We start from the raw sequence: 26,526 nt of genomic DNA on the forward strand, positions 1-26,526 counted from the left end.
TTCAGGCCAAGAGCACACGCCAAACAAGCTGGCTCTTAATCTCACAAAAAAAGGCATTTAATCAGTCAATTAGCCGTACCAGGCTCATTGACAATATAACTGACCAATTCTTGCTCTTGCTTACAGAGACGACGCCAATCAACGATAGGCATTCTTACCACCATACCGACGTTCCCGTCCTCGTCTATCCACTCTTTTTCAATTGCCTGAAGCTGGTAAAAACGGCTACGTAGACGGCCTGCCTGAGGCGGTAAACGCAATTCAATGTGTGCGATCTCACCTGAAAGGCGTTCCGTCAACGCTTGAAAGAGCAACGGGATCCCTGCGCCGGTTTGGGCCGAAAGCCAAACTCTGACTGGCAGATTGTCTTCGTTGCGATCAATTCGCGGGACAAAGTCATCCAACAAATCAATTTTATTCATTACTAATAATGTAGGTATTTCATCCGCCTCGATTTCTGCCAATACAGAATCAACTGCGGCCATATTCTCATCTACCCGAGGATCGGCTGCATCAACAATGTGTAACAATAATGAGGCTTCCCGCGTTTCTTGTAATGTCGCTTTAAAAGCAGCAACCAGATCATGCGGTAAATGCCGGATAAAACCTACCGTATCCGCCAATACTGTATCACCCACATCAGCCACAGTAATACGACGTAATGTAGGGTCCAGTGTGGCAAATAATTGGTCAGCCGTATAAACATCAGCTGCCGTAATTTTGTTAAACAGGCTGGATTTACCGGCGTTGGTATATCCCACCAAAGATACTGTCGGAATATCTGCACGGGTACGCGCACGCCGCCCTTGCTCACGCTGCTTTGCTACACGCTCCAAACGGCTCAAAATCAAGCTGATACGGTCGCGCAACAAACGGCGATCAGTCTCCAACTGGGTTTCACCAGGCCCTCTTAGGCCGATGCCCCCCTTTTGACGCTCAAGATGCGTCCAGCCACGTACCAAACGAGTCGCAATATGGCGCAATTGCGCTAATTCGACCTGTAATTTACCTTCATGGGTACGGGCCCGTTGGGCAAAAATATCGAGAATCAGCCCGGTACGATCAATGACTCGACACTCGCACAAACGCTCAAGGTTGCGCTCTTGCGCTGCGGAAAGAGCATGATCAAACAAGACAACAGACGCGCCACTGGCTTTCACCGCGTCAGCGATTTCTACGGCCTTTCCTTCGCCAACAAAGTACTTAGGGTGTGGTGCTTTGCGACTACCCGTTACAATTTGCAAAGCCTCTACGCCCGCAGAAGATACCAGCGCTTCAAATTCACGCAGATCCTCTGTGTCTTTATCTCGCGTGAAATAGATATGAACGAGTACGGCCTGTTCACCGGCTTCATAGCGGTCAAACAAACGGGCAACCTCTCAAACGAATCAAAACCGCGAGTGCGGAGAACATAAGCCCAAATCTGTTGCTTATGTTCCCCGTCATGGTCGACCAGCAATGCGCTTTATTCAGCGTCATCGCTATCCTGCTGCGGCTGTTGTGGCGCAGACGGATTACTACCATGATAATTATTAGTGCTACCACTCGGCGTATTGCTGTGATGCGAAACCGGGCGAGAAGGCACTACCGTAGAAATAGCATGCTTATAAACCATCTGGCTGACTGTGTTCTTTAACAGAATGACAAACTGATCAAAAGACTCAACTTGGCCCTGCAGTTTAATGCCATTCACTAAATAAATAGAAACCGGAACCCGTTCACGACGCAATGCGTTCAGGAACGGATCTTGCAAAGATTGCCCCTTAGCCATTCTATATTTTCCTTATTTGCTTGTTGTTTTTAACTAAGAACCTATCGGCTCGAAAATAAACTGCGTAAAAAAATCTGCGCGTTGAGTACTAATCAATTGTACACAATCATTCAACCTATGCACTAACAACCTGTATTACAGAGTCTAAAGCCTCTCCCGGCTTATCACTGTCGAGCCATTGAACTGAACTCCAGCCCCGCAACCAGGTCATTTGGCGCTTTGCCAGTTGACGTGTCGCACAAACTCCGCGGTAAACCATTTCGTTGTAATCAATCTCACCGGACAGATAAGACCACATCTGCCGGTATCCCACACAACGAATGGCAGGCATATCCGTATGCAAATCACCACGGTCAAAAAGCGCCCTAGCCTCTGTTTCAAACCCTGCATCCAGCATCTGATGAAAACGTAATTCAATCCGCTGATGCAACAGTTCCCGGCTAGCAGGCGCAATCGCAAATTGGTGAACCCGATAAGGTAAGGCTTCACCCGAAATTTTAGTCAGTTCCGTTAAAGTTTTACCTGAAATAAAAAAAACTTCCAGTGCTCTGGAGAGCCGTTGGGGATCATTAGGATGAATTCGCGCCGCAGCGACCGGATCTATCTCGGCCAATTGCTGATGTAATACCTCCCAACCCAGCTCTGCTGCCTGCTGTTCAATACGCTGACGTACTTGAGAGTCTGCGCACGGCAACGGAGATAGCCCCTCCAACAGTGCTTTAAAGTACAACATGGTCCCCCCCACCAGCAGCGGAATTCGCCCGGCGGCGGTAATGTCGGCCATTGCTTGCAATGCATCTTTGCGGAAATCGGCGGCTGAGTAGGCTTCAGCCGGGTCGCGGATATCAATCAGTCGGTGTGGTGCTAACGCCAATTCTTCAGCGCTGGGCTTAGCCGTGCCGATATCCATACCACGATAGATCAACGCAGAATCGACGCTGATTAACTCCACAGGTAGCCGCTGCCTCAGCGCAATAGAGAGCGCTGTTTTACCGGAGGCGGTTGGCCCCATAATAAAGATTGCCGGTGGCCGGCCTAGGTTTTCAATATCATTCATGTGTCAGGGTTGCCAATGCAGCCTTTATATCAATAGGTTGTAATAACCCGGCAGGAGGTGATTGTACCAACTGCGGACAAAGACGTTCAACGTCCGTCAATAACTGTATCGCTTGAGACACATTCCATACCTCATGTTCACTGCCAAGATGGCGAGCAATCCATGTGGCCAGAGCATCTGGCGATATCTCTTCATGCTGCGACAGATAGCCTAACAGTTCCGGTATCAGTTTTTGTAAATTTTGTTGGCGTAATGGTAAAGATACTGCACGTAAGGTCCCTCTTCCGTGTTCCACTGCCAACTCTATCCCCATAGTAACTAACAATTTCTGATGGCGCAGGCACGCAGCGGCCTCATTTTTATCTAATGTCAGTTTTAACGGGATTAATAATGGTTGAGGGCGCAACCCTTCCGCTGGCGGATTTAACTGCGCTTGTTTCAACCAGCGTTCAGCAACGGTTAGTGCCAGTAATGCTACTCCTTGTTTATATTCAATCAGAGCATAACAAGGCGGAAGGACCGTTAACACCCGGCCAAAACTGTAATAATCGCCATGACGAGGTTCGTCGGCGGATGCCGAGTGCGGCGTGGGCGTCGATGCCGCCGCTGCCCGTAATTCGGTTTGATGGCTCGCGCTGGCAGGCTGCACCAGTTGGCGATATAACTCACCTTGCTGCTTTTGATATGGCTGACCCGCATTAAAGACCGGGGCCGCCTGCTCGCGGGCGGATGAGCGCTCGGACGCTGCCACTCGTTCCGCAGCTAAGGTTCTTTCTGAAGCAGTGGCGCGTTCTGAAGTCGCTGTTCGTTCTGCCGCTGCGGCTTTCGTCGGCTCTGGTTGAGCATATTTATTAACGCCAGCCGCCACACGATTTTCGGGCTGCCAGCGTGGTGGGGCTATCTCTTCACCGTCTTCGTTGATATTCAGTACCGGAGTCGCGGTTTGTTGTAAAACCGCGGTGACCGCCTGATAAATAAAGTCATGCACTAAACGTGCCTGATGAAAACGTACCTCATGTTTAGCTGGATGCACATTAACATCGACCTGACGTGGGTCAATATCCAGATACAAAACATAGGCGGGTTGTTGGTCGTCTTTGAGTAAATCCTGATAGGCCTGACGGATCGCGTGGTTAATCAACCGGTCGCGCATCATGCGGTTATTAACGTAGCAATATTGCATTTCACTGAGCGTACGGCTCGCCGCCGGATCGGCCACCCAGCCACGGATAGTTAAATCACCATGTTGCCAGGAGATCGCCAGCGCATGCTGCAAAAACGCCGGGCCACAGATACTGGCCAGACGGCGCTCGTGTTGTGAGGTTGCCGTCGCTGCACGGTACTGACGCATTAATTTACCGTTATGGCTCAGGTTGATGGCTACATCAAAACGCGCCAGCGCAATACGTCGCACCACTTCATCAATATGCCCAAACTCGGTTTTTTCAGTACGCATAAATTTGCGGCGGGCGGGCGTGTTATAAAATAGGTCCAACACTTCGAGGGTACTGCCCACCGGATGGGCGGCAGGCTTGATGGTCACCGCCATATCGCGCCCTTCGGCATACGCTTGCCAGGCTTCATTTTGCTCAGCCGTACGTGAAGTGAGAATCAAACGGGAGACGGAACTGATACTGGCCAGTGCTTCACCGCGAAACCCCATACTGAGGATGGCTTCCAGATCCTCCAGCGAGCTTATCTTACTGGTGGCATGGCGGGCCAGCGCCAGTGCCAAATCATCTTTGCTAATGCCACAACCATTATCACGGATACGAATCAGCTTCGCCCCACCACGTTCAATATCGATATCAATCCGTGTGGCACCGGCATCCAGACTGTTCTCAACCAACTCTTTCACTACCGACGCAGGCCGCTCAACCACTTCACCGGCGGCAATCTGGTTGGCAAGCTGTGGTGGCAGAATCTGAATCGGCATAGCAGTTCCTTTCGCTTACGATTGTGGAATAGTGAGTGTTTGCCCGAGTTGCACATTACCTGACTTAATCTTATTCGCTCGCTCAATCTCGCTCATCGACACACCATATCGAGCGGCAATGGCCGACAGGGTATCGCCGCGTTTTACTTGATGTTTGATCGGTTTATTTTTAGCCACCACTTGAGCTTTCGGCGCAGCTACCGATACCGTGCGGCCCGATACCGGCACTTTCAAACGCTGACCAACCCAGACCACATCATTTTTTAGCGTATTGTTTTGCCGCAACACCGCCATGCTGACACCATATTGACTGGCAATGCCGGATAAGGTTTCGCCACGTTGTACTTTATGGATTTGGCTTTTACCCGTGGCAACCGGTTTAGCGGCAGAGACTCTGCCACTTTGCGCATTACTGACAATCGCATCGGGCTGATTAACACTTGAACCTGGTACTGAAGAATCAACCGCCGCTGTTTCAATTCGCGGGCGGTTTTCGACCTTTGGGTCGGCTTGTAGCGGATGCGCCAGGAAATAACCGCGCAGACCTTTATAAATGGCCTGCGCAATCTTCTCCTGATACGCGCTACTGCCAAGCAGCCGCTCCTCCGTACTATTACTGATAAAGCCGGTTTCCACTAATAACGACGGAATATCCGGTGAACGTAACACCCCAAGGCTGGCGTGTTCAGGCCGACGTTTGTGAATATCGCCAACGCGTTGCAACTCATTCAATACCTTGGTGGCAACGTCATAACCTACGCGTTGTGAGTGACCAAATTGCAGATCCAGCACCGCCTGACTCAAATAGGGGTCGGATGCGGTATTAGCCAGTACATCACCCGCACCACCGAGCAGTTCAGATTGTTTCTCATGCTGCTCCAGCCAGTTACCCATTTCACTGTTGGCACGGCGGTTAGACAGAACCCAAACCGAAGCCCCGGTGGCGCTGCGGTTTGGTGCCGCATCGGCATGAATCGAAACTAGCACGTTAGCGCCCTGCTTACGTGCCACGTCAGAGCGGCCCATCACCGAAATAAAGTAATCGCCATTACGGGTCAAAACCGGTTTGAACATCACGTCGTTGTTAAGCAATGTTTCAAGCCGGCGAGCAATAGCAATAGTGACATTCTTCTCTTGAAGACCATTTTGGCCGATAGCACCTGGGTCCTGACCACCGTGACCGGCATCAATCGCTACCACTACACGGGAGCTATTGGCGACACTGGCTGTTTTAATCGGGCGTGAGGTATTAGTCGTGGTGTTTTGACTACTCACCACGACGGTCGGCTTATTATTAAACGGGTTTTTAGCCGCCGGAGCCGTGTCTGAGCGGGTCACTGCTGAGGCAGTATTTGCCTGCGACGTCAAACGTCCAGCATTAGGGCTAGGTGTATTGGTCTGGTTTAGCGGCGTATTATTTTGGCTTAACGTGGCCGGTGCACCGCCAGTGGAAGTCATGGTAATGACGACGGTGTAATTACTGCCCGACTGCTGAGTCACGGCACGGGTTTTAACTTTTTGTGTCAGTTCGAGTACCAGACGGGTGCTTTGCTCATCTTTCGGGGTGCTGGAGCGAATTCTTTTCAGCAGATTTTGCCCACTGAATTCCAACGGTAAGCCGGAGAGATTGCCACTTTGACGAACATCCAACACCACCCGCTCTGGTGAGTTTAACGAGAAAAAAGCGTAAATCGGCTTGCCATCAAAACTGAGTGTCACCTTGCTTTCAGTCGGGCCATTGTTCACCTTAATATCAGTTAACTTCATGGCAAATGCGGAAGGCAGAGCAAATAAACTCACCATCACCAACATCACGGCAGTCAATGATCGTTTCCAGAGAACGTTTTTCGTTAAACCACTTATTCTTGTTAAACAACCGAGTCTTTTTAAACAGCCAGGTCTTTTTAAACAACCATCTGGTCGCGTCATGCTATGCATCATTATCACATTATCCTTGCACAGCAGCTAAGCGGCGCAATACATCAGCACCGGCATCGGAAAGGGCGATCAGGCGGGCTTCGCGCCCTGCGGCCTGATAAGCCAAATGCAGTTCTACATCTGCCTGAGGCAGGAAGCCAGCCCCTTGTTGTGGCCATTCCACCAGACAGATTGCCTGTTGGTCGAAGTAATCACGAATACCCATAAACTCCAGCTCCTCAGGGTCAGCCAGACGATACAGGTCAAAATGGTAAACCGGCCTTGGGGACAAGGCATAAGGTTCAACCAAGGTATAAGTCGGGCTTTTAACATGCCCAAGGTGGCCAAGGGCCTGAAGGAAACCACGGCTAAAAGTCGTTTTTCCGGCACCTAAGTCGCCGAACAGATAAATTACGCTAGCCCCATTGAAGGCATGGGCCAAAGTAGCCCCTAATGCAACGGTCGCTGCCTCATCAGGCAGAGGTAAAACGAGTTCTTTCATTCGGTTATATCTATCTTGCTAACTCAGGATTAACGTACTTCGGAATAACCGGCAGCAAATCTGTCGCCAGTAAACCTCGGGTGCCTTGAACTTCAGCCAGTCTGTCTGCGGCAACGCCATGCACAACACAACCCACACAGGCAGCATCATACAGCACCAGCTTTTGTGCTATCAAACTACCAATAATACCGGACAGAATATCCCCCATACCACCGGAGGCCATACCCGCATTACCGACATCAGCAATCGCCATCTCGCCTTGCTCACTGGCAATCAGAGTACCAGCCCCTTTCAATACCACCACACCACCATATTGTTTAACGATGTTTCGGGCTGAAAGTAAGCGGTCACTTTCAATATCAGCGACGCTGCAGCCAAGCAGACGGGCAGCTTCCCCAGGATGCGGGGTCAATACCCAATTCTGACGCTTCAGCGGATTTATTGCCAGTAAGTTGAGTGCATCTGCGTCCCATAATGCTGGTTTATCACTTTGTTGCAATAAATTCAGAGCATTCCGGCCCCAGTCGGACTGCCCCAACCCCGGCCCGACCACCAATGCATCAGCCCAGTGGATACCTTGCTCTAGCGTTTCATCGGTTAATTCCTGTACCATCAGCTCCGGGCGAGCCGCCAGAATCGGTGCCACATGCTCAATGTGAGTGAGTACTCGCACTAGCCCGGCTCCGCTACGCAGCGCAGCTTCTCCGGCCATTCGAATCGCCCCTCCCAGCCCTTTATCTCCCCCCACCAGCAATAGCCGTCCGTGTTCTCCTTTATGGGCACAAGGGCGGCGGGGCTTTAGCCATTTTGGTAAATGTTCGGCCGTTATTCGCTCAATTTGTACCGGCTGAGCTGCTAACCATGGCGTCAATCCCAGATCATTGTAGTGTAAATGCCCCACCCAATCACGAGCCTGACCGGTGAGTAATCCAGGCTTCAGAGTGACAAAAGTCAGTGTGTGGTCAGCGCGAATGACCGAACCGGGGGCCGCACCGCTATCGGCACTGAGCCCGGAAGGGATATCCAAGGCAATTTTTACTGCCCGATGGCGATTAGCCGTGTCAATCAGCGTAGCATAAACGCCTTGCGGTGCCGCTCGCAGACCAATACCTAATAAACCATCAATAATTAAATCGATATGTTGCGGCCATCGAGTATCAGGCTGATTAATCACCCCCCCAACCGCTAACCACTGAGATTGCGCCTGATGAGCTTCGGCAGGCAACGGCCGGTTGCCTGGACAGGCGATCAGCGTCACGTTCAATCCCGCCGCCCGTGCCCGACAGGCCACAATATAACCATCGCCACCATTGTTACCATGACCACATAAAACCAGCCAGTGACGTGCTGCTGGATATTGCTTATGAGCCAGTTCGAATGTGGCCTCTCCGGCTCTGAGCATTAGTGAGAATAGGCTCAACGAGCAGTGCGCAGCAGCCACCGCTTCGTTCTGACGTACCCAGTCCGCAGAAAAAACAGAGTGTGGTAAACTAACACAGATTTGTTTCTTACTATGGTCCGTCATGGCAAACCCCCTCGATCTGAATCAATTAGCCCAACATATCAAGCAATGGGGGCAATCGCTAGGTTTCCAGCAAGTCGGTATCTGCGATACGGATTTGTCTGCGGAAGAACCGCGTTTACAAGCCTGGCTTGATAAACAATATCATGGCGAAATGGCCTGGATGGCCCGTCACGGTATGCTGCGCGCCCGTCCCCATGAATTATTGCCCGGAACCTTACGGGTAATCAGTGTACGAATGAACTATCTGCCAGCAAAAGCGGCGTTTGCCAGCACATTGAAAAACTCAGCGCTGGGTTACGTCAGCCGTTATGCCTTAGGCCGTGACTATCATAAATTATTGCGCCAACGCTTGAAAAGATTGGGTGAACAAATTCAAAGTTATTGCCTTGAGCAACAACAAAATCAACAGGGCCAAACAGAGCAGCCCACGAGCCAGGCAATAAATTTCCGCCCGTTCGTCGACTCCGCCCCAATAATGGAGCGTTCGCTAGCGGCTAAAGCAGGGATTGGCTGGGTTGGTAAGCACTCACTAATTTTAAATCGTGAGGCCGGTTCTTGGTTCTTTCTTGGCGAGTTGCTGATTGACCTGCCGCTGCCGGTCGATAAACCACAAGCAGAGCAATGTGGTCGTTGTGTCGCTTGTATCACCACCTGCCCGACCGGTGCTATCGTCGCCCCCTATACCGTTGATGCACGCCGTTGTATTTCCTATCTGACCATTGAGTTGGAGGGGGCAATACCTGAAGAGTTTCGCTCACTAATGGGCAATCGTATTTATGGTTGTGATGATTGCCAACTTATCTGCCCCTGGAACCGCTTCTCACAATTAACTGATGAAACGGATTTCAGCCCACGCGCGGTTCTGCACACCCCACAGTTGCTGGATTTATTTAGCTGGAATGAAGAAAAATTTTTACGGATAACGGAAGGCTCCGCCATTCGGCGAATTGGTCATCTGCGCTGGCTACGCAATATATCGGTAGCACTGGGTAATGCGCCCTATCTCGATACTATTGTGTTGGCATTGGAAGCACGCCGAGGGATTCACCCCATGCTGGATGAACATATTGCATGGGCAATATCACAACAATTGGAAAGACGGTCTACACTGACGGTGGATGTTCAATCGCCACAGAAAAAACGGTTGGTACGAGCTATTGAGAAGGGCCTGCCACGGGACGCCTGACATACCCTTTCACCTAAAGCTCAGCAAAGCCAAGTGTAGATTTTTTTAACTATTTTTATAATGAATGAACTCAGAACTTTCCTGTGCATAAAAATAAAAACACCTTGGCAATCAAGTGTAAAAAAAAGTGCAAGTGATCGGTATAACGTTTTTATAGAAAAATATATATAGTTAAATCAAATAGATATAAAACAGGAAATAACGATGAATAAAATATGAACTGAACAAAAAAAGAACAGAATCTGTGGATAAGTCTGTTGAAGAAGTTAATACAGTATATGTAGAATGCGGTACAGCGCACGATATGGCTGTGGATAATTAAAATAGAATTGATTTGAAAATTTTGGAGCGGGAAACGAGACTCGAACTCGCGACCCCGACCTTGGCAAGGTCGTGCTCTACCAACTGAGCTATTCCCGCATTGAGATGCTGTTGCACCCTGCTGTTATGACAGCATTTGATATTTACTCTCTGAAACAACCAGTACTAAAAGAAATAAAAAGTTTGGAGCGGGAAACGAGACTCGAACTCGCGACCCCGACCTTGGCAAGGTCGTGCTCTACCAACTGAGCTATTCCCGCGTCGCTGCCATACACTATAAAAAACAACGCATCACTTTTATACAATTTATTTCTGTTACTGCTTATTTTTTACTACCAATCTCTCCATTGGGCAAGAAATTGGAGCGGGAAACGAGACTCGAACTCGCGACCCCGACCTTGGCAAGGTCGTGCTCTACCAACTGAGCTATTCCCGCTCTGTGCCGTGCTTTAATCACCAAACACTGCCACGACTTCCTGTACTAAATTCATCTTCACATGCTTGTGAATTCTTCATCGGTACGGGGTGCGCATTATACGAGAAATCCGTTTTGCCGCAAGCCCCTGAAAGCAAAAAAATCATTTTTCTGTTCAAGTGCTGGTTAAAACAGCAATGTGATGTTTTAACCAGCACTGGGCAGAGCCTATAGCCAAAATCCTTGGGGCAGCAGGTCAGTGAGCAGCTAACAACCGTGCAACTTCAAGACCGAAGGGAGATTAGGATTGGATAAAATGTTCACGATAATAGGCAAGCTCTGCAACTGATTCGCGAATATCATCCAGTGCCTGATGGGTATTCTGCTTTTTGAAACCAGACAAGATTTCAGGTTTCCAGCGGCGGGCCAACTCTTTTAGCGTGCTAACGTCCAGATAACGGTAATGGAAATAGGCTTCAAGCTCTGGCATGTAGCGGAATAAGAAACGTCGGTCCTGACCTACACTGTTACCACAAATAGGCGAAGTACCTGCCGGAACCCACTGTTTCAGGAATGCAATAGTCTGCGATTCGGCATCACTATCACTAAACGGGCTGGCTTTGACTCGTTCAACCAAGCCACTGCCGGTATGAGTGCGCACATTCCACTCATCCATCAGCCCAAGTTGTTCATCAGACTGATGGACCGCCAGTACCGGGCCTTCTGCCAGGATATTAAGATTAGCATCGGTGACCAAAGTTGCTATCTCGATGATCCGATCCCGTTCAGGATCAAGACCGGTCATTTCCAAATCGATCCAGATCAGATTATTTTGATTTTCTGCCATGATTTTTCCTGCCTGTTAGCGGGTGAGACTACCGAACAAACGGTTAATTGATAAAATATTGTGTATCATAGCCCCTTTGGTCGCAACCAGCGATACATGCAGATTCAAGTGAGGCGCAGTGAGCAAGAATAAACTGTCCAAAGGTCAACAACGCCGTGTGCAGGCTAACCATCAGCGTCGGCTACGCACTGATAGAAAACCTGAGTTAGATGACTCTCAGCTTGGCGATGCGCAAGAAGGTATCGTAATCAGTCGTTTCGGTCAGCATGCCGATGTTGAAGCCGCCGATGGTGTTCAGCACCGTTGTAATATCCGCCGTACCATTAAATCACTGGTCACCGGTGACCGTGTCGTCTGGCGTCCGGGCCTGCAAGCACAGGAAGGTGTGCGGGTTAAAGGGATTGTCGAAGCGGTTCATGAGCGAACATCCGTTCTGACGCGCCCTGATCTTTATGACGGCGTGAAACCGATCGCCGCTAATATCGACCAGATCGTGATCGTATCAGCGATTTTACCTGAACTTTCGCTTAATATTATCGATCGCTATCTGGTGGCCTGTGAAACCCTGGAAGTCGAACCACTAATCGTTTTGAACAAAGTCGATTTGCTGGATGCCGATGGCCGTAAATTCGTCGATGGCATGATGGATATTTACCGTCGTATTGGCTACAACGTGTTGGAAGTCTCTAGCCAGACTCGCGAAGGGATGGAAGCCTTTGAAAAGGCGCTGGCCGGGCGTATTAGTATTTTCGCCGGTCAATCCGGTGTGGGTAAATCCAGCCTGCTGAATGCTCTGTTACCGCCAACTGAGAACGAAATTGTCGTGAATACCGTTTCGGGTAACTCGGGTCTGGGTCAGCACACTACCACCGCCGCCCGTTTGTATCACTTCCAGCAAGGCGGTGATGTGATTGACTCACCAGGAGTGCGTGAATTCGGCCTGTGGCATTTGGCTCCGGAACAAATCACTCAGGGATTTGTCGAATTCCGTGATTACCTCGGTCATTGCAAATTCCGTGATTGTAGCCATACCAACGATCCTGGCTGCGCACTGCGTGAAGCGGTGGAACAGGGCAAAATTGCCGAAGAACGCTTTGATAATTACCATCGGATTCTGGAAAGTATGGAGCAGGCGAAGCCCCGCAAGACATCGGATAGTGATGAGAAGTAATGTTTTAATCGCGGGTCTCCCCTGTGGTACCCATAACCCAAAATAATGGGTGTTGCTGCTAACTGCGCGGCAACACCAAGTGAAAGCGTACTTATCTAATGAGGTCTACGTGCTAGATAGTCTCAAAATCAGATTACAATATTTACTGCCAAAACTTGGCCTGACCCGTTTAGCGGGCTGGGGTGCAGATATGCAAGGTGGCTGGCTGACGCAGTTGGTTATCAAAGCCTTTGCCCGCTATTACAAAGTCGATATGAAAGAAGCGCAGGATCCTGAACTCTCTGCTTATCGCACATTTAACGAATTCTTTGTACGCTCGCTACGTGCTGGCGTGCGCCCGATTGTGGCTGAAGAAAATCTATTGGCCCAACCTGCTGACGGTGCTATTAGCCAGCTAGGTGCAATTCATGATGGGCAAATCCTACAGGCAAAGGGCCACAACTACAGTCTGGAAGCCCTGCTGGCAGGCAATTATATGCTGGCGACGGAGTTCCAGAATGGCCAGTTTATTACCACCTATCTGGCCCCGCGTGATTACCACCGGGTACATATGCCGTGTGACGGTGTGTTACGTGAAATGATTTATGTGCCGGGCGATTTATTCTCAGTTAATCCGTTAACCGCAGCGAATGTCCCTAACCTGTTTGCTCGTAACGAACGTGTGATTTGTATTTTCGATACCGCCTTTGGCCCAATGGCGCAGATTCTGGTGGGTGCCACTATTGTTGGCAGTATAGAAACTGTCTGGGCAGGTACCATTACCCCTCCACGAGAAGGGGTGATCCGCCGCTGGACCTATCCACAGGCCGGTACTGAAGGTGCTGTCGTGCTGGAGAAAGGGCAAGAAATGGGCCGATTTAAATTAGGCTCTACGGTGATTAACCTATTCGCGGAAGGCAAAGTCTACTTAGCGCCACAGTTAAACAGTGGTTCGGTTACCCGCATGGGTGAAGTCTTAGCCGAAGCTGTCCCAGTTACCCCGCCGTGCTAATGTTCGGTTGACGATGTAATTGATGTTAAGGAACCCTTACGTGCGCCTAATAATTTCATGGTTTTCTGCCATATTACTGTCGTTTACCCTATTGCTATGCTTGCCGCTACAGGCGGCAACCCAACCGAATGAAGATCAACTCCGACAAGAGCTCAAACAGGTTGAAGCCAATAAAGGCATAGCCAACCAGGCAGAAATTATTCAGGCGCTGCAAGGGGCTCTTAGCTGGCTGGCGGATGCAAAAGAATCTGATATCCGTGCCCAGCAGTATCAAAAGGCGATTGATGACTTTCCCAAACTGACCCGTGAGTTACGTCAACAGTTAGCACAGGAAGGGGACAAGCCCCTGCCAGTCCCCAGCAATATGTCCACCTCCGAGATGGAACAGCAAGTGTTGCAAATCAGCAGCCAGTTGTTGGAGTTGAGCCGTTTGTCGCAACAGGAACAGGATCGCGCGCGGGAAATCAGTGAGTCCCTCAACCAATTACCGCAGCAGCAATCAGAAGCCCGGCGAATTCTGACTGAAATCAGCACCCGGCTTCAGGCACAGAGTAACCCGGCAAACCCGGTGGCGCAGGCTCAGTTCGCGTTATTGCAAGCCGAAGCCGTGGCCCGCAAAGCTAAAGCCAATGAACTGGAGCTTTCTCAGCTTTCAGCCAGCAACCGGCAGGAACTGTCGCGGCTGCGTGCCGAGTTATACAAAAAGCGACAAGAGCGGGTGGATGCCCAGCTCCAGACTTTGCGTAATAATCTGAATAATCAGCGCCAGCAAGCGGCAGAACAGGCGCTGGAGCGGACAGAATTACTGGCTGAGCAAGGCGGTGATTTACCTGAATCAATCACCCAACAACTGCAAGTAAACCGTGAGCTATCTCAGGCACTGAATCAACAAGCACAGCGCATTGATCTGATTTCTTCGCAACAACGTCAGGCTGTATCGCAGACTCAGCAAGTCCGGCAGGCGCTTAGTACCATTCGTGAACAGGCTCAGTGGTTGGGGGTATCAACGGCACTGGGAGAAACACTGCGCGCACAGGTCGCAAGATTGCCTGATGTGCCGAAATCTCAGCAGTTGGATCGTGATATGGCACAGTTGCGAGTTCAGCGCCTGCAATATGAAGATATGCTGGAGAGGTTGCAGCAGCAAAATGTCAATTTAAAACAAGATGATGGCACGCCGCTAACCACTGAACAGCAGCGGATCCTGGATGCCCAGTGGCGAACACAGCGTGAATTGCTTAATTCTTTGCTTTCTGGCTATGACACCCAGATCCTTGAGTTAACCAAGCTGAAAGTGGCTAACAGCCAGTTGGTGGATGCCCTGAGTGAAGTACGCGAGGCCACTCACCGTTACCTATTTTGGGTGGCGGATGTCAGCCCGATTTCACTGTTATATCCCATTAACGTCGCCCATGACCTGACCCGTTTATTGTCGCTGGATACCCTTGCGCAGTTGAGTGGAGCTTTTGTCATGATGATGACCAGCCAAGAGACGCTGCTGCCGATTATCGCCGCCCTGCTGTTTGTCGGTTTCAGTATCAGTTCTCGTCGCCACTATCACGCCTTCCTGGAACGCGCCAGCAGCCGGGTAGGTAAAGTAACACAAGACCATTTCTCCCTGACGTTACGCACGGTATTCTGGTCAATTCTCATGGCACTGCCCCTGCCGGTCTTATGGGCAGCGCTCGGTTATGGTCTGCAAAACGCCTGGTCCTATCCGATGGCCATCGCGATAGGCAATGCCGTCACCGCCACCGTGCCAGTATTGTGGGTGTTTATGATAAGCGCCTCATTTGCACATCCTCATGGCCTGTTTATTACCCATTTCCGCTGGTCACCAACGCAGGTCGGGCGGGCAATGCGCTTCTATCGCATGTCGGTGTGGCTGATCATCCCATTGATGATGGCACTGATTACATTTGAGAATTATAACGACCGTGAATTCGCAGGCACTCTTGGTCGGTTATGCTTTATTTTGCTCTGTATTGCGTTAAGTTTGGTGACCAACAGCCTGAAACGGGCCGGTATCCCACTCTATCTGGATAAAAAAGGCTCCGGTGATAATATTGTCAACGCGGCGCTGTGGGGGCTGCTGCTATCCGCGCCACTGATTGCCGCTCTGGCAGCCGCGCTCGGTTATCTCACCACGTCACAGGCGCTACTGGCGCGTCTGGAGACCTCTGTCGCTATCTGGTTCTTCCTGTTGGTGGTTTACCATATTATCCGTCGCTGGATGTTAATTCAGCGCCGCCGCATTGCCTTTGACCGTGCTAAACAGCGGCGGGCCGATATTCTGGCGCAACGCGCCCGTAGTGAAGACGATACACCGCACAGCAACAGCACCGAAGGTTCCATTGATGTAGAGGAGCCAGTCATTGATCTGGATGTGATCAGCGCCCAGTCTCTGCGGCTGGTACGCTCGATCCTAACCATGATCGCCTTGGTTTCAGTAATAGCCCTGTGGTCTGAGATCCACTCTGCTTTCGGTTTCCTGGAAAATATTCGGTTGTGGGACTCCTCATCCACCGTTAACGGTATTGAGTCAGTGCAGGCGATCACCATGGGATCAATGCTGATCGCTATTTTGGTGATGATTGTCACCACCCAATTGGTGCGCAACTTCCCTGCGCTGCTGGAGCTGGCATTGTTGCAGCATCTGGATCTGACACCAGGGACCGGCTATGCCATCTCTACGATCACCAAATATCTGTTGATCCTGATCGGTGGTTTGCTCGGTTTTTCTATGCTGGGGATCGAATGGGCGAAATTCCAGTGGCTGGTTGCCGCTCTGGGTTTAGGTTTGGGCTTTGGTTTGCAGGAGATTTTCGCCAACTTCGTCTCCGGTTTGATCATCTTGTTCGAGAAACCGATCCGTATCGGCGATACCGTGACCATCCGTGATCTCACCGGTAGCGTGACCAAAATCAATACTCGTGCCACTACCATCTCAGACTGGGATCGCAAAGAAATTATCGTGCCGAATAAGGCCTTTATTACTGAGCAATTTATTAACTGGTCGCTGTCGGATTCAATTACCCGTGTGGTACTGACAGTGCCAGCACCGGCTGAAACCAGCACGGAGGAAGTGACCGAAGTATTACTGACAGCCGCACGTCGCTGTACGCTGGTATTGGATAACCCACCACCGGAGGTCTATTTGGTCGATCTTCAACAAGGGATTCAGATTTTCGAACTGCGTATTTACGCCGCCGAAATGGGCCACCGTATGCCACTACGCCATGAGATCCACCAGTTGATTCTGGCCGGTTATCGTGAGCACGGTATTACTCTGCCATTCCCCCCCTTCCAGGCTCGTCTGGAAACACTGGGGCGTGGGCGCATTATTTCATCAAACCGTACTCGCACGCCGGGTAGTTTGTAACGGTAATGTGTAACTGTAAATGGAAAGAAAAATGGCCTGATTCTTCACAGAGTCAGGCCCAATAATCAGGGATGTTACCCAAAGTCATTGGTGTTGCAGCAAGGCAGCAAGTTCATTAATCCCGATGAGCTTACATCAGTAAGTGATTCAGGTTCGTGAACGTAGCGAACACCGCTGCGGCGCTAAGGACGAAGGGTTACTAAGCGCGATCTACTGGGAAGGCAATAACATCACTCAACCTTTCCGCACCCAACGCCAACATCACCAGACGATCAACCCCTAGCGCCACACCAGAACAATCCGGCAAACCGTGTTTCAGGGCAGCAATCAGATTCATATCGATCGGGTGTTGCGGTAAACCGCGTTTGGCACGGTTGAGATTATCTTGCTTAAAACGTCGCAGTTGTTCATCACCGTTGGTTAACTCATGGAAGCCATTCGCCAACTCAATACCTTTGAAGTAAACCTCAAAACGCTCCGCTACACGGTGATCTTCAGTGCTTATCTCCGCCAGAGACGCTTGCGACGCGGGGAAGTGATAAACAAAAGTGGGTTTATCACGGCCAATGTAGGGCTCGACCCCAACGGTAAACAACAGTTGCAGTAACGTATCGCGATCTTCTTCTGTCTCCGCGATATTACTTAAATCCAGCTTTGCTGCGGCTTCACGCAACTGCGCTTTTTCTGCTGACAACGGGCAGATATCCAGATGGCGCAGGAATGCTTGCTGATAAGAGAGTGTTTCAGCACCATCGCAATCTAGAATTTGCTGCAACAGGTCATCAACCTCATTCATTAAGCGATACATATCATAATGTGGGCGATACCATTCCAGCATGGTGAATTCAGGATTGTGATGACGGCCAGCTTCTTCATTGCGGAAACTGCGCCCCAATTGATAGATAGGACCACTGCCTGCCGCCAAAAGACGCTTCATGTGGTATTCCGGACTGGTCATCATGTACAGCGTCAAACCATCGGCAGCGCCCGGGCCAACAAACCGGGTTTGGAATGGGACTAAATGAACGTCCGTCACTGTCGCTTGGCTCATGGTTGGCGTCTCAACTTCTAATACGCCACGATCGGCAAAAAAGCGCCGGATCTCTGCCATTATTGCTGCGCGCTTCAACAAATTGGCGATGGGTGCACTCGGCTGCCAGCTTGCCGTTTCGCTCATGGTGGTTAACTCCGAAATCAAACAGGGGATGCAGTCTACTCGCATCTACTCACCCAGACAAATCTGTCACTCATTCGGCAGATTTCCCCTTTTAATTCAGCATTTCACTCTGTGAAAAAGACTTTAGCCCAGCAGATCCTGTTTGGGATCACGTTTTCGTGAGTAATGCCTTCGAGTCCGTTCAAATAAAACAAAACAATCGATCACATCAAATTTCTACTCATTAGCATTAGGTATAATTATTCCCATACAAAAAGTAAGAAATAGCTATTCTTAATACTATCATTCTGGTTGTTCACTAATCAGTTAGCTGGATAATAATTTTAAAAAAATATATATATTTTAATTATATATACCCTAAATAATTCGAGTTGCAGGAAGGCGGCAATTGAGTGAGTCCCGATGAAAGCAGCCAACGCACATGTAACTTGAAGTATGACGGGTATTTCACTTGAACAATGGAGAAGCGCAGTGCAAACCTTTAACGCCGATCTTGCCATTATTGGGGCTGGGGGCGCTGGTTTACGTGCAGCAATAGCCGCAGCGGAAGCCAACCCTCAACTGAAGATTGCTTTGATCTCGAAAGTATATCCTATGCGTAGCCATACTGTGGCCGCTGAAGGGGGATCAGCCGCAGTGACCCAGGACCACGATTCCTTTGACTATCATTTCCACGATACCGTCGCCGGTGGTGACTGGTTATGCGAACAAGATGTTGTTGACCATTTTGTCCGGAGTTGCCCGGAAGAAATGGCGCAGTTGGAAATTTGGGGTTGCCCATGGAGCCGCAAACCCGATGGCTCTATTAACGTTCGCCGTTTCGGCGGGATGAAAATTGAACGGACGTGGTTTGCCGCTGATAAAACCGGCTTCCATATGCTGCACACACTGTTTCAAACATCGTTAAAATACCCACAAATTCAACGTTTTGATGAACATTTCGTCCTGGATATTCTGGTCGATGATGGTCAGGCGCGCGGTGTGGTTGCCATGAATATGATGGAAGGCACCCGTGTACAAATCCGGGCTAATGCCGTGATTATGGCGACTGGTGGCGCAGGCCGCGTTTATCGTTATAACACCAACGGCGGCATTGTTACCGGTGATGGTATGGGGATGGCATTCCACCACGGCGTTCCGTTGCGGGATATGGAATTTGTGCAATATCACCCCACCGGTCTGCCCGGTTCAGGCATCCTGATGACCGAAGGTTGTCGTGGTGAAGGCGGTATTCTGGTCAATAAAGACGGTTACCGTTATTTGCAGGATTACGGCATGGGGCCAGAAACCCCACTGGGTGAGCCAAAAAATAAATACATGGAATTAGGCCCACGCGATAAAGTTTCGCAAGCCTTCTGGCATGAATGGCGGGCCGGTCGCACTATCGCCACACCACGTGGCGATGTGGTCTATCTGGATCTGCGTCATTTGGGCGAGAAAAAACTGCTGGAACGTCTGCCGTTCATCTGTGAGCTGGCAAAAGCGTATGTGGGTGTCGATCCGGTCAAAGACCCTATCCCGGTACGCCCAACCGCGCATTACACCATGGGCGGTATCGAAACCAACCAACAGTGCGAAACCCGTATTAAAGGGCTGTTCGCGGTAGGCGAATGTTCTTCTGTTGGTCTGCACGGCGCTAACCGCTTAGGTTCCAACTCACTGGCTGAACTGGTGGTCTTTGGTCGTGTTGCCGGTGAACAAGCCGCTTTGCGCGCCATGGAAGCCGGCCCGGCAAATGGCAGCGCGCTGGATGCACAAACCCGTGATGTGGAAACCCGCCTGAGTAATCTGATGAAGCAGGAAGGGACAGAAAACTGGTCTAAAATCCGCGATGAAATGGGTCTGTCTATGGAAGAAGGTTGCGGTATTTACCGCACACCAGAACTGATGCAAAAAACTGTGGATAAACTGGCCGAGTTGAAAGAACGCTTTAAACGCGTGAAAATTACCGATAACTCCAGTGTATTCAATACTGACCTGTTGTATACCATTGAGCTGGGTCATGGCTTGGATGTGGCTGAATGTATGGCCCATTCGGCACTGAACCGTAAAGAATCCCGTGGCGCGCATCAACGCCTGGATGAAGGCTGCACCGAGCGTGATGACGTTAATTTCCTCAAACACACTCTGGCTTTCCATACTCCGGGTGGCGCACCACGCCTTGAATACAGCGACGTGAAAATTACCAAGCTGGCACCGGCAAAACGTGTTTATGGTGGTGAAGCTACCGCACAAGATGCGAAAGATGCGAAAGAGTTAAAGGATAAGGAGCAGGCGAATGACTGAGATGAAAGTCCTGAAAATGGAGGTCATGCGCTATAACCCGGAACATGATAGCGAACCTCACTTCGAAACCTTTGAAGTGCCCTACGATGAGCAGACCTCTCTGCTGGATGCGTTGGGCTATATCAAAGATAACCTGGCACCGGACCTGTCTTATCGCTGGTCTTGCCGGATGGCGATTTGCGGCTCTTGCGGCATGATGGTCAACAAAGTACCAAAGCTCGCTTGTAAGACTTTCCTGCGTGAATATACCGCAGGGATGAAGGTTGAGGCACTGGGTAACTTCCCAATTGAACGTGATTTAGTGGTTGATATGACTCACTTTATCGAAAGTCTGGAAGCCATCAAGCCTTACATTATTGGTAATGAGCGCAACCCGAAAGACGGCCCGAATAAGCAAAGCCCGGCTCAGATGGCGAAATATCATCAGTTCTCCGGCTGTATTAACTGTGGCCTGTGTTACGCCGCTTGCCCGCAGTTTGGCTTAAATCCGGAGTTTATCGGCCCGGCAGCGATCACTCTGGCTCATCGTTACAATCTGGATAATCGTGACCACGGTAAGAAAGAGCGTATGCCGCAGCTTAACGGGAAAAATGGTGTCTGGAGCTGTACCTTCGTCGGCTACTGTTCTGAAGTTTGTCCTAAACACGTTGATCCGGCCGCGGCTATCCAGCAAGGCAAGGTTGAGAGTGCCAAAGACTTCATGATCGCCATGCTGAAACCACAATAAGGGAGGGTAGACAGTAATGACTACTAAACGTAAAGCTTATGTCCGCACTATGGCCCCAAACTGGTGGCAACAGCTCGGTTTCTATCGCTTTTATATGTTGCGTGAAGGCACCTCGATTCCGGCCGTGTGGTTCAGTGTTCTGCTGATTTACGGCGTGTTCGCGCTGAAAAGTGGCCCTGCGGGGTGGGAAGGTTTTGTCGGCTTCCTGCAAAATCCACTGATACTGCTGATCAATATCATTACGTTATTAGCCGCTGTGTTGCATACCAAAACCTGGTTTGAATTAGCACCGAAGGCCGTCAATATTATCGTTAATAGCGAAAAAATGGGACCCGCGCCAATGATCAAGGCGCTGTGGGTGATAACAGTGGTGGTTACCGCGATTATTCTGGCCGTAGCCTTACTCTAACCCGGAGGAGAACAAGATGAATCAAGTCCCTAACCGCTCCGATGAACCTATCTTCTGGGGTCTGTTTGGTGCTGGCGGTATGTGGAGTGCAATTATTGCACCTGCGGTTATTTTACTGGTCGCCATATTGCTACCACTGGGTGCCTTCCCTGGTGAGGCGTTGAGCTATGAGCGCGTTCTGGCGTTTTGTCAGAGTTTTATCGGCCGGATATTCCTGCTGCTGATGATTATTCTGCCACTGTGGTGCGGTCTACACCGTATCCATCATGCCATGCATGATTTGAAAATCCATGTCCCGGCAGGGAAATGGGTATTCTATGGCTTGGCAGCCATTCTGAGTGTGGTCACCATCATCGGTGTCCTGACACTCTAGTAATAAAGATATAGTTATCCATAGCCTATAAACGGCCTGCTCTTTTAGCGGGCCGTTTTTTTTCAGCTCTTCGGTTATAAATTCACTGCCCTCGAATGTTGTGCCTACGCAGCCAGATTAATTTATACGCGGCTGGAATAACAAACATCGAGAGCAATGGTGCCGTAATCATCCCGCCGATCATCGGTGCCGCAATACGACTCATCACTTCAGACCCGGCACCGGTTCCCCATAAAATAGGCAACAACCCAGCAATAATTACCGCGACCGTCATCGCTTTTGGACGAACACGTAATACCGCACCATGATATAAAGCATCGTCCAACCCCTGCGGGGTAAATGTCTCTGGATGTAATAACTTAGGATCCTTTTCAATCGCCTGGCGTAAATACATCAGCATAACCACACCAAACTCAGCGGCTAACCCAGCCAAGGCAATAAAGCCAGTCCCGGTCGCCACCGATAAGTGGAAACCCTGCCAGTAAAGGAACCAAATACCACCAATCAAAGCAAATGGAATACTGGTAATAATCAATAGCGCCTCACTCACCCGGCGAAACGCCAAATAGAGCAAAATGAAGATAATCATTAAGGTCATAGGTACCATTAAGGTTAACGTCTGATTGGCTCGTTCCAACAATTCAAACTGACCGGTGAACGAAACACTGGTTCCGGGTTTCAACTGAACTTTTTGGTTAATGATTTTTTTCAAATCATTAACCACTGACACCATGTCGCGATCGCGCGTATCAATAAAAACCCAACTGGTTGGCCGGGCATTTTCAGTTTTTAGCATGGAAGGACCCGAGACAATGTTAATCTCAGCGACATCACCGAGGGTGATTTGCTGCTTCTGTGGCGTCAAAATAGGTAACTGGCGCAAGGTTTCTGGGCTGTCACGATAACCTTGTGGATAGCGGATGTTGATAGGATAACGGGCAACGCCTTCGACCACTTCCCCGACCGTTTCCCCACCAATCGCCGATGAGATGAACAACTGCACATCCGCTATGGTCATACCATAGCGGGCAGCCTGCTCGCGCTTAATATCAATATCGATATAACGGCCACCAATCAGTCTTTCCGCTAATGCGGATACCACCCCAGGCACCTCTTTTGCTACCACCTCGATCTGTTGTGCCGCAGCATCAATATCCGCCAGCACCGTTCCCGAGACTTTAATTCCGATCGGGCTTTTAATGCCGGTTGATAACATATCAATACGATTACGAATAGGAGGAACCCAGAGGTTTGCCAGCCCAGGCAAACGCACGGTTTCGTCAAGTTCATTGATAATCTTATCCAGCGTCATTCCCGCACGCCACTGATCCTCTGGTTTCAGTTGAATAGTCGTTTCCACCATTTCCATTGGTGCTGAGTCGGTCGCGGTTTCCGCTCGGCCTGCTTTACCAAACACCGTGGCCACTTCTGGAATGGTTTTAATCAATTTATCGGTGGTTTGTAGCAGTACAGCAGCTTGAGCGGCAGACACCCCCGGTAAGGTCGACGGCATATACAGTAAGTCGCCTTCGTTGATTTTCGGCAAGAACTCACCGCCAATCTTACTCAGTGGCCACAACACTGTGAGCAGCGAAAGCACCGCAACCAGCAATGTCATTTTCGGCCAATGCAGGACTTTAATCAGTAACGGATGATAAATCTTAATCAAAAAGCGGTTTAATGGATTACTCGCTTCGGCGGGAATTTTACCGCGGACCCAATATCCCATCAGGATCGGGATAACAATAATAGCCAATCCTGCGGCCCCGGCCATGGCATAAGTTTTGGTGAAGGCCAGCGGGCCAAATAGCCGCCCTTCCTGCCCTTCCAGCGTAAATACCGGGATAAAAGAGAGGGTGATAATCAGCAAGCTGATAAACAAGGCTGGCCCCACTTCAACGGAAGCATCGGTAATCACTTTCCAGCGCGTTTCGTTATCCAGTGGCACCTCTGGATGCTGATGTTGCCACTCTTCTATTTTTTTATGCGCATTTTCTATCATGACAATGGCCGCATCCACCATGGCACCGACCGCAATGGCTATCCCGCCCAGAGACATGATATTGGCATTCAATCCCTGATAATGCATGATAATAAAGGCGATAAATAACCCCATCGGCAGCGAGACAATCGCCACCAAGGCAGAGCGGACGTGCCATAAGAACAGGGCACAGACAACGGCGACAACCATAAACTCTTCTAGCAGCTTATAACTCAAATTATCAATAGCGCGGTCAATAAGCTGGCTGCGATCATAGGTTGTGATAACGTCAACCCCGTCGGGCAAACTGGCTTTAAGGGTATCCAGCTTGGTTTTAACTGCGGCAATCACTTCCCTGGCATTTTTACCTGAACGAAGGATAACCACGCCGCCAGCAACTTCCCCTTCGCCATTGAGGTCTGATATCCCTCGGCGCATTTCTGGCCCAATTTGCACCCGCGCAATATCACGCAAGTAAACAGAAACGCCATTTTCATTGGTTTTTAAAACAATATGATTAAAGTCTTCCAGAGTCTGGAGATAACCGCTGGCCCGCACCATATATTCAGCTTCGGATATTTCAACGGCAGAGCCACCGGCTTCCTGATTAGAGGCACTAATTGCCTGTTTAACCTCAGAAAGACCAATACCATATTGGGTCAGTTTTAGCGGATTGACGACGATCTGGTATTGTTTAACCACCCCACCAACCGAAGCCACTTCAGCAACGTTTGGTAGGGTCTTTAGCTCAAATTTTAAAAACCAGTCTTGCAGCGAACGTAACTCTGCCAGCGAGTGCTTTCCACTCCGGTCAATCAACGCGTACTCAAAGATCCACCCCACCCCGGTGGCATCCGGGCCTAACTCTGAGCTCACACCTATTGGCAGTTTTCCCTGCACTTGATTAAGGTATTCCAACACTCGGGATCTCGCCCAATAGAGGTCGGTACCATCTTCAAAAATAACATAGACATAGGCGTTGCCAAACGAGGAAAAGCCGCGCACCGTTTTTGCGCCAGGTACCGACAACATGGTGGTAGTTAATGGATAAGTCACCTGGTTCTCGACGATTTGAGGAGCCTGTCCGGGATAGCTGGTTTTGATAATAACCTGTACGTCAGATAAATCAGGCAGTGCATCTACCGGAGTATGAATAATCGTCCAGGCCCCCCAAACACTGAGGAACAGAGCACACATCATCACCAGAAAGCGGTTGGCGACAGATCTTCTGATAATCGATTCAATCATCTTGCTCTCCTCATTGACCTGAATTTGAATGCGCTGAATGACCAGCCATGTCAGGAACAGTGGAGGCGGGCTTATCGTATTGCCGCATCCTGTCTAATGCGCCTGAAATATTCGCTTCAGAATCAATCAGGAAAAGCCCGCTGACAACGACCGACTCCCCTGCTGATAGACCCGATATAATCCCAGTTTGCTGCTGTGACTCATGAAAAATCTTGATGATTTTTGGTACAAAGCGGCCCTCGCTGTCTAATGTGATCACTCGTTGTTCGTTGCCGGTATCAATCACCGCCTGAGAAGGGATCAACAGCATATTTTGGCTTTCTGTTTTGAGGGTCAGGTACGCATACATCCCCGGTTTTAAAGATTCGTCTTTATTATCAATCTGTAAACGAAGCTGCAAGGTGCGAGTGGTCGCATCTACACTGGGTAAAATGCTCCATTTCTGAATGTTAAATTCCTTATCCGGATAGGCAGGCACCGCCAGCGTAAATTGCGAGGTGTCTTTAATCAGGTAAGCAATAGACTCGGGAACTGCCGCGCTGACCCAAACAGGGTCCATGCCCTGAATTTGAGCCACCACTTTATCTTTGGAAATATTCATTCCAGTTCTGAGATCAAAAGCGGTAATAACCCCCTCGATAGGTGCTTTGATCGTAAAATGAGTTTGTATATTTTTTGTTTTTCGTAATTTTTGAATATCATCTTCTGACATACCCGCAAGGCGAAGTCGTTCTAATACGCCTTTTAATTGAGTATTAGTCCCCCCGGTATTGTCTAATAATAGATATTCACTTTGAGCCTCAACCCATTCAGGTATGGTCAGCTCAATCAGAGGATCACCTTTTCTTACTTTATCCCCCATGGTCAGAGGATACACCTTTTCAATAAATCCTTCTGAACGGGACTGAACAATAACATATTGATATTCATTAAAATTAACATTAGCAGGGAGCGTTTGAGAATAAGTAAGTTTCCCGTTACGGACTTTTTCTGTCCGCATTCCTAGATTTTGCGTTTGGGTAGGATCAATTCTTACACCCGCTTTAGTTTCAGATGTACCGGCCTCTTCATCCGCATATTTAGGCACCAGATCCATATCCATGAACGGCGACTTACCTGGCTGATCAAATTTGGTATTCGGGCTCATAGGGTCATACCAAAAAAGAACTTTACGCTCAGCCGTCTCGATATTTTTTTGAGGATAAAATAAATAATGGTAAGCACTAATGGAAATAATTCCTCCCATTAATAAACTTCCCACAATAATCAGCGTATTTTTACATTTTACCGAGGCCATTTTAACT

The 26,526-nt window shown here is 49.6% G+C and carries 19 protein-coding genes and 3 tRNA genes; 8 read left to right on the forward strand and 14 right to left on the reverse strand.

Going from position 1 to position 26,526, the window contains the following annotated elements:
- Positions 1-65: 65 nt before the first annotated feature.
- The 7 genes from hflX to nnr form a co-directional block, all read right to left on the reverse strand.
- A complete protein-coding gene (hflX, locus tag AEP37_RS11785; RefSeq protein WP_049613486.1) occupies positions 66-1,367 on the reverse strand; it encodes a ribosome rescue GTPase HflX in 1,302 nt (433 codons plus the stop codon).
- 98 nt (positions 1,368-1,465) lie between these two features.
- The gene (gene hfq / locus AEP37_RS11790; protein ID WP_002209151.1) at positions 1,466-1,771 is read right to left on the reverse strand and encodes an RNA chaperone Hfq; all 306 of its coding nucleotides are present in this window, start codon (positions 1,769-1,771) and stop codon (positions 1,466-1,468) included.
- 115 nt (positions 1,772-1,886) lie between these two features.
- Entirely contained in the window at positions 1,887-2,828 is a 942-nt protein-coding gene (miaA, locus tag AEP37_RS11795) for a tRNA (adenosine(37)-N6)-dimethylallyltransferase MiaA (protein WP_049613487.1), read from the reverse strand.
- Entirely contained in the window at positions 2,821-4,764 is a 1,944-nt protein-coding gene (mutL, locus tag AEP37_RS11800; protein WP_049613488.1) for a DNA mismatch repair endonuclease MutL, read from the reverse strand. The genes miaA and mutL overlap by 8 nt, the downstream gene beginning before the upstream one ends.
- A 15-nt stretch (positions 4,765-4,779) precedes the next feature.
- Positions 4,780-6,576, reverse strand: coding sequence for an N-acetylmuramoyl-L-alanine amidase AmiB (gene amiB, locus AEP37_RS11805; RefSeq protein WP_049613522.1), 1,797 nt, complete (start codon positions 6,574-6,576; stop codon positions 4,780-4,782).
- Positions 6,577-6,712: 136 nt separating this feature from the next.
- Positions 6,713-7,183 carry a tRNA (adenosine(37)-N6)-threonylcarbamoyltransferase complex ATPase subunit type 1 TsaE gene (tsaE, locus tag AEP37_RS11810; protein WP_049613489.1) on the reverse strand — a complete coding sequence of 157 codons (471 nt, stop codon included), beginning with the start codon at positions 7,181-7,183 and terminating at the stop codon, positions 6,713-6,715.
- A 10-nt stretch (positions 7,184-7,193) separates the two neighbouring features.
- On the reverse strand, positions 7,194-8,708 hold the full coding sequence (gene nnr / locus AEP37_RS11815) for a bifunctional ADP-dependent NAD(P)H-hydrate dehydratase/NAD(P)H-hydrate epimerase (protein ID WP_049613490.1): 1,515 nt from the start codon (positions 8,706-8,708) through the stop codon (positions 7,194-7,196).
- On the opposite strand from nnr, the gene queG reads away from it, so the two are divergent.
- The gene (gene queG / locus AEP37_RS11820) at positions 8,707-9,894 is read left to right on the forward strand and encodes a tRNA epoxyqueuosine(34) reductase QueG (RefSeq protein WP_049613491.1); all 1,188 of its coding nucleotides are present in this window, start codon (positions 8,707-8,709) and stop codon (positions 9,892-9,894) included. The two genes, nnr and queG, sit on opposite strands and share 2 nt — an antisense overlap.
- A gap of 344 nt (positions 9,895-10,238) precedes the next feature.
- On the opposite strand, the gene AEP37_RS11825 is transcribed toward queG, so the two are convergent.
- The 4 genes from AEP37_RS11825 to orn all read right to left on the reverse strand — a co-directional run bounded on the left by AEP37_RS11825 (position 10,239) and on the right by orn (position 11,477).
- Positions 10,239-10,314, reverse strand: a tRNA-Gly gene (locus AEP37_RS11825).
- Positions 10,315-10,399: 85 nt separating this feature from the next.
- Positions 10,400-10,475 (reverse strand) — tRNA-Gly (locus AEP37_RS11830).
- Between the two features lie 100 nt (positions 10,476-10,575).
- A tRNA-Gly gene (locus tag AEP37_RS11835) sits at positions 10,576-10,651 on the reverse strand.
- Positions 10,652-10,931: 280 nt separating this feature from the next.
- The gene (gene orn / locus AEP37_RS11840; protein ID WP_049613492.1) at positions 10,932-11,477 is read right to left on the reverse strand and encodes an oligoribonuclease; all 546 of its coding nucleotides are present in this window, start codon (positions 11,475-11,477) and stop codon (positions 10,932-10,934) included.
- 118 nt (positions 11,478-11,595) lie between these two features.
- Here orn and rsgA point away from each other — a divergent pair, with 118 nt between their 5' ends.
- From rsgA to mscM, 3 genes are all read left to right on the forward strand, one after another.
- The gene (gene rsgA / locus AEP37_RS11845) at positions 11,596-12,648 is read left to right on the forward strand and encodes a small ribosomal subunit biogenesis GTPase RsgA (RefSeq protein WP_049613493.1); all 1,053 of its coding nucleotides are present in this window, start codon (positions 11,596-11,598) and stop codon (positions 12,646-12,648) included.
- 109 nt (positions 12,649-12,757) lie between these two features.
- Positions 12,758-13,639 (forward strand): archaetidylserine decarboxylase, encoded by an 882-nt coding sequence (asd, locus tag AEP37_RS11850; RefSeq protein ID WP_049613494.1) that lies wholly within the window; start codon positions 12,758-12,760, stop codon positions 13,637-13,639.
- Between the two features lie 40 nt (positions 13,640-13,679).
- A complete protein-coding gene (mscM, locus tag AEP37_RS11855) occupies positions 13,680-17,021 on the forward strand; it encodes a miniconductance mechanosensitive channel MscM (protein WP_202905486.1) in 3,342 nt (1,113 codons plus the stop codon).
- A gap of 199 nt (positions 17,022-17,220) precedes the next feature.
- On the opposite strand, the gene epmA is transcribed toward mscM, so the two are convergent.
- Positions 17,221-18,198 (reverse strand): elongation factor P--(R)-beta-lysine ligase, encoded by a 978-nt coding sequence (epmA, locus tag AEP37_RS11860; RefSeq protein WP_049613496.1) that lies wholly within the window; start codon positions 18,196-18,198, stop codon positions 17,221-17,223.
- A gap of 471 nt (positions 18,199-18,669) precedes the next feature.
- Between epmA and frdA the strand changes: the two genes are divergently transcribed.
- The 4 genes from frdA to frdD are packed head-to-tail and all read left to right on the forward strand — an operon-like array spanning position 18,670 to position 21,993.
- The gene (gene frdA / locus AEP37_RS11865; RefSeq protein ID WP_049613497.1) at positions 18,670-20,484 is read left to right on the forward strand and encodes a fumarate reductase (quinol) flavoprotein subunit; all 1,815 of its coding nucleotides are present in this window, start codon (positions 18,670-18,672) and stop codon (positions 20,482-20,484) included.
- A complete protein-coding gene (locus AEP37_RS11870; protein ID WP_049613498.1) occupies positions 20,477-21,211 on the forward strand; it encodes a succinate dehydrogenase/fumarate reductase iron-sulfur subunit in 735 nt (244 codons plus the stop codon). The genes frdA and AEP37_RS11870 overlap by 8 nt, the downstream gene beginning before the upstream one ends.
- A gap of 16 nt (positions 21,212-21,227) precedes the next feature.
- Complete coding sequence (gene frdC / locus AEP37_RS11875) at positions 21,228-21,620, forward strand: fumarate reductase subunit FrdC (RefSeq protein WP_049613499.1); 393 nt, start codon at positions 21,228-21,230, stop codon at positions 21,618-21,620.
- Positions 21,621-21,636: 16 nt separating this feature from the next.
- The gene (gene frdD / locus AEP37_RS11880) at positions 21,637-21,993 is read left to right on the forward strand and encodes a fumarate reductase subunit FrdD (RefSeq protein WP_049613500.1); all 357 of its coding nucleotides are present in this window, start codon (positions 21,637-21,639) and stop codon (positions 21,991-21,993) included.
- A gap of 82 nt (positions 21,994-22,075) precedes the next feature.
- On the opposite strand, the gene AEP37_RS11885 is transcribed toward frdD, so the two are convergent.
- Together AEP37_RS11885 and AEP37_RS11890 are read right to left on the reverse strand one after the other, a co-directional pair.
- A complete protein-coding gene (locus AEP37_RS11885; RefSeq protein WP_049613501.1) occupies positions 22,076-25,222 on the reverse strand; it encodes a CusA/CzcA family heavy metal efflux RND transporter in 3,147 nt (1,048 codons plus the stop codon).
- A 10-nt stretch (positions 25,223-25,232) separates the two neighbouring features.
- Complete coding sequence (locus AEP37_RS11890; protein ID WP_049613502.1) at positions 25,233-26,519, reverse strand: efflux RND transporter periplasmic adaptor subunit; 1,287 nt, start codon at positions 26,517-26,519, stop codon at positions 25,233-25,235.
- Positions 26,520-26,526 lie beyond the last annotated feature (7 nt).

The organism is Yersinia pekkanenii (genome assembly GCF_001152565.1).
In the GTDB taxonomy this organism is placed as follows: Bacteria; Pseudomonadota; Gammaproteobacteria; order Enterobacterales; family Enterobacteriaceae; genus Yersinia; species Yersinia pekkanenii.